The sequence below is a fragment of the Draconibacterium sp. genome, assembly GCF_041583095.1.
Lineage (GTDB): Bacteria > Bacteroidota > Bacteroidia > Bacteroidales > Prolixibacteraceae > Draconibacterium.
Genome location: NZ_JBFHGM010000385.1, coordinates 1 through 3,680 on the forward strand (window position 1 = coordinate 1; position 3,680 = coordinate 3,680).

Annotated in this window: 3 protein-coding genes; all 3 read right to left on the reverse strand. The window is 42.0% G+C overall.

Translation table 11 applies throughout. The features are described from left to right. On the reverse strand, positions 1–818 hold an 818-nt coding region (locus tag ABZB17_RS21450), incomplete at its 3' end, for a hypothetical protein (protein ID WP_372653511.1). A 322-nt stretch (positions 819–1,140) separates the two neighbouring features. Beyond that, a complete protein-coding gene (locus ABZB17_RS21455; RefSeq protein WP_372653514.1) occupies positions 1,141–2,139 on the reverse strand; it encodes an SMP-30/gluconolactonase/LRE family protein in 999 nt (332 codons plus the stop codon). 168 nt (positions 2,140–2,307) lie between these two features. After that, a partial coding sequence (locus tag ABZB17_RS21460) for an ABC transporter permease (RefSeq protein WP_372653516.1) occupies positions 2,308–3,680 on the reverse strand: 1,373 nt, incomplete at its 5' end.

The following is a 3,680-nucleotide window of genomic DNA, read 5'->3' on the forward strand; positions in this document are numbered from 1 at the left end:
ACAGCAGAAACACCACCTCCGCTGGATTGCAGGTATAATTCATCGCTAAGATTGCGGATATTTACATGTACTGACCCGCCGCTTGATTTAGCTGTTACCGAGCTGGCTTCGCCACTTACGCTAACACCGCCGCCGCTGCTTGAAGCATCTGCCGGGCCATGAATATCTTCCAGAGTTACGCCACCACCCGAACTGCGTGCGTAAACACTTCCGTGTGCACCTTCAACCGAAACGCCGCCACCGCTGGAACTTAAACGGATATCGCCATCGTGGTTGGTGGCTTTAACACCTCCACCCGATGAGCTGGCTTTTGTGCTACCGCTTGTGTTCTCCAGTCGCACGCCACCGCCGCTGCTCGAGAAATCGTGTGTACCTTTTACTCCCGAAATTTTCAGGCCACCGCCGCTTGACGACACATCGCACGACATTTCTTTCGGAACGATAATGGTTAATGAAATACCCACATTGTTTCTCCAGAAATTCATCTGGCCCTTGCGTTTTACAACTGCAGTAATTGTAGATCCGCTTTTTGAAAAATCGATATCGAAATCGTCTAAAACCTCATCCAACGAATTGTCGGACGGCGATAAAAGACTTCCATTTTTTCGTACAAAAGCCTGAATTATAACTTTTGGCTGATCATGTGTTTGTACTGTTACACCACCTCCCGATGATGAAGCATTGAGTTGCCCCGGCTGGTTTAAATCAAAGGTTTTGGTAATGGTTGGTTGGCCGTCTTTTGCCAATCCATTAAACGAAAGCACAGCGGTCAGCACTGCAATTATCGTAAATAATTTGATGTTCTTTTGAGTTTTCATAATGCGTTTGATTTAATTGTTTTAAACTGATTATTAGTTATAGGACGACAAAGTTTTGGAATAGTTACTATTATTTTCAAATCGATCTCGCCATAATTACCTCATCGGGCTGAAAGCCCAGACTATTCTAACCCAACGGCAAAGCGAATGCGACACCTTGGGTTTCAGACAGCCTATCTATACGACGCCCTGTAAGGGCAGATTAATAACCTGGGCTTTCAGCCCGATATCCTTTTTTGTTCATCTACCCAAGACGATGTCCTGGGCTCAATTTAGCTGTCCTTTCAGGACGAAAAATCAGGATTGGACAATTTTAATGAATTCATTTTTTGAGGTGAACGCGCATGAGATAATTATCAGCTGTCACATACAAAGCCGAATAGTCGTCATTAAATGCGCAGTTTGCCGTCTCCTTCCCTGTTTCTATTTTTCCCAGGATTTTCCCGTCCGAAGAGAAAATAAAAATTCCGCCTGGCCCTGTGGCAAAAATCGTCCCATTCCTGTGCACTTTCATTCCGTCAGGAAGTCCATTATCCGCTAAAACCAGGTTTGTTGCATCATAAAAAACTTTACCGTTCTCAATGCCTCCATCCTGTTTCACATCATAAACCATCCAGATGGCCTTCTTGGGATCTGAATTGGCCACATATAATTTTGTTCCATCAGGCGAAAAAGCAATTCCATTTGGGCGGGTCAATGCTTTTGTGAGCAACTTAATTTCGCCCGATTTTGAAACTTTATAAACCCCCTGAAAATCCAATTCCTTTGCCGGGTCATCCACATTTTTTTCAAGCCCGTATGGAGGATCGGTAAAATACAATTCACCGGTTTTACTAAAAACGGCATCGTTAGGGCTATTTAGTTTCTTTGCCTGATAACTGTCAACCAGGGTTTCAAATTTTGGTGCCGGATCACTCAAGGGTGCTAACATTTTTGCTATTCTGCGATCGCCGTGCTGGCAAAGAACCAGACTCCCATCCGAAGCCAAAAGCAAGCCATTGGAGCCAAGCTCTCCACCTCTGTCTTGTTCCCCGGTATATCCCGATGGTTTAAGATACAACTGCAGTCCATCGGATTCACTCCAATGATAAATCGAATTTTCAGGAATAGCTGAAAAAATAAGTTTATTCTCAGAAGCCAGCCAAAGCGGTCCCTCTGACCACCCAAAACCATCGGCCAGAATTTCAATGCCAGCAGAAACATCGATCAAATCGTCCAGGCTTGAATCATCAATAATGATTTTTCCAGTGTTTTGATAATTCTGAGCGAAAGCTGGAAATGCCACAAACAATGATAAAATCAGGTAACTAAATTGGTGCATTTTGTTCTCTTTTAAGTTTGACTTATACCTATAAAGTTATGAATAACCATTGGCATTCGTATTATAACTCCCATAAGCCCCTTTAGAAGCTTGGGGTAAAACGAAGCTATTCATACCTGAGTGCCTCAATACTGACGAAACTTCGTTTGTCATCATCTCCGCACTTCTCTATTCATATCGGATAGCTTCCACCGGATTTCGCGTAGCAGCCCTCCAACTTTGCCAACTCACTGTGAGCAAAGCAATACCCAACGCCAGCACACCGGCCAGGGCAAAAATCCACCAGCTTAAAGTTGTTTTGTAGGCAAAGTTTTCAAGCCATTTATTCATAGCGTAGTAGGCAATGGGCGTGGCAATTACAAAAGCGATGGCTACCCATTTTACAAAGTTTTTGTTGAGCATGACCATCACCTCCGAGATCTTGGCTCCGTTTACTTTGCGGATGCCAATTTCTTTAGTGCGTTGCTGTGAAATAAATAATGACAATCCACTAATTCCTATTATGCTAATCAATATGCCAATGCTTGAGAAAACAAAAAGAATGCGACTTAGGATGGATTCTGCTTCGTATTGCTGAGCTATTTTCTCATCCATAAAAAAGTAATCCATTTCCTGGTTGGGATAATGCTCGTTCCACACCTTTTTAATAGCGTCCATGCCAGCATGCAAACTCTCATTACCTAAGCGTATATGAGCAAAGCGTGCACGGTTTCTTGCTTCATCCAATCTAAAAACAAAATCACCTATGTTTTCGTGAGCTGAATTGTAATTAAAATCTTCGGCTACTCCAATAAATTTTATAGCCTGATAATTGTTTTGTCCACGTTGCGCGACTTGCGATTGCTGTAAAGCGTTTAGAGCCTCTATACTTCCGTGTTTCTCCATCAAACGTTTGTACAGGTGATTGTTTATCACCATTCCCCGAACAGTATCGGCAGTGGGGTTTATCCAGTTTTCAATCAATTTAATATTCATGGTTTTTAGGTAATCGTAGTTGGCCGAAACTACCTCCGCAGTTCCTTCAATACCTAAACCTTCAAGCGACATCGTTTGTGTAGGATACCCGAAGTACTGATATGTCATTCCAACTCCGGTAACCTGACTTTGCTGCCTAAGTTCTTTTGTAAAAACACCTGCATCCCTTTTTAGGTCTTTCATGTGAAGAACAACTATATTTTCCTTATCAAAGCCTAAGGGTTTATTTAATACAAAGTCAATTTGTTTGTTAACCAAAAATGTTCCTGATATTAGTACAATTACAATAGCAACCTGTCCGACCAAAAGGCTTTTTAGTAAATAGCTTCCCGAAAAATTATTTCGTAGGGCAAGCATATCAGTGGTGGAATTTCTACCCAGAAAAAATATAGCAATAAAAAGGGCTGTTACCGCTTGGCATAAACCAATAACTGCGAATATACTCCAGTAAACAACTGGTTCGTGGTAATATATTTTAAAATCTATGTCAAACAATTGGTTAATGCTGGGGGTTACAAGCTGAATAGATAACAATGAAAGAGCCATAGCCAGTATACAAACAATCA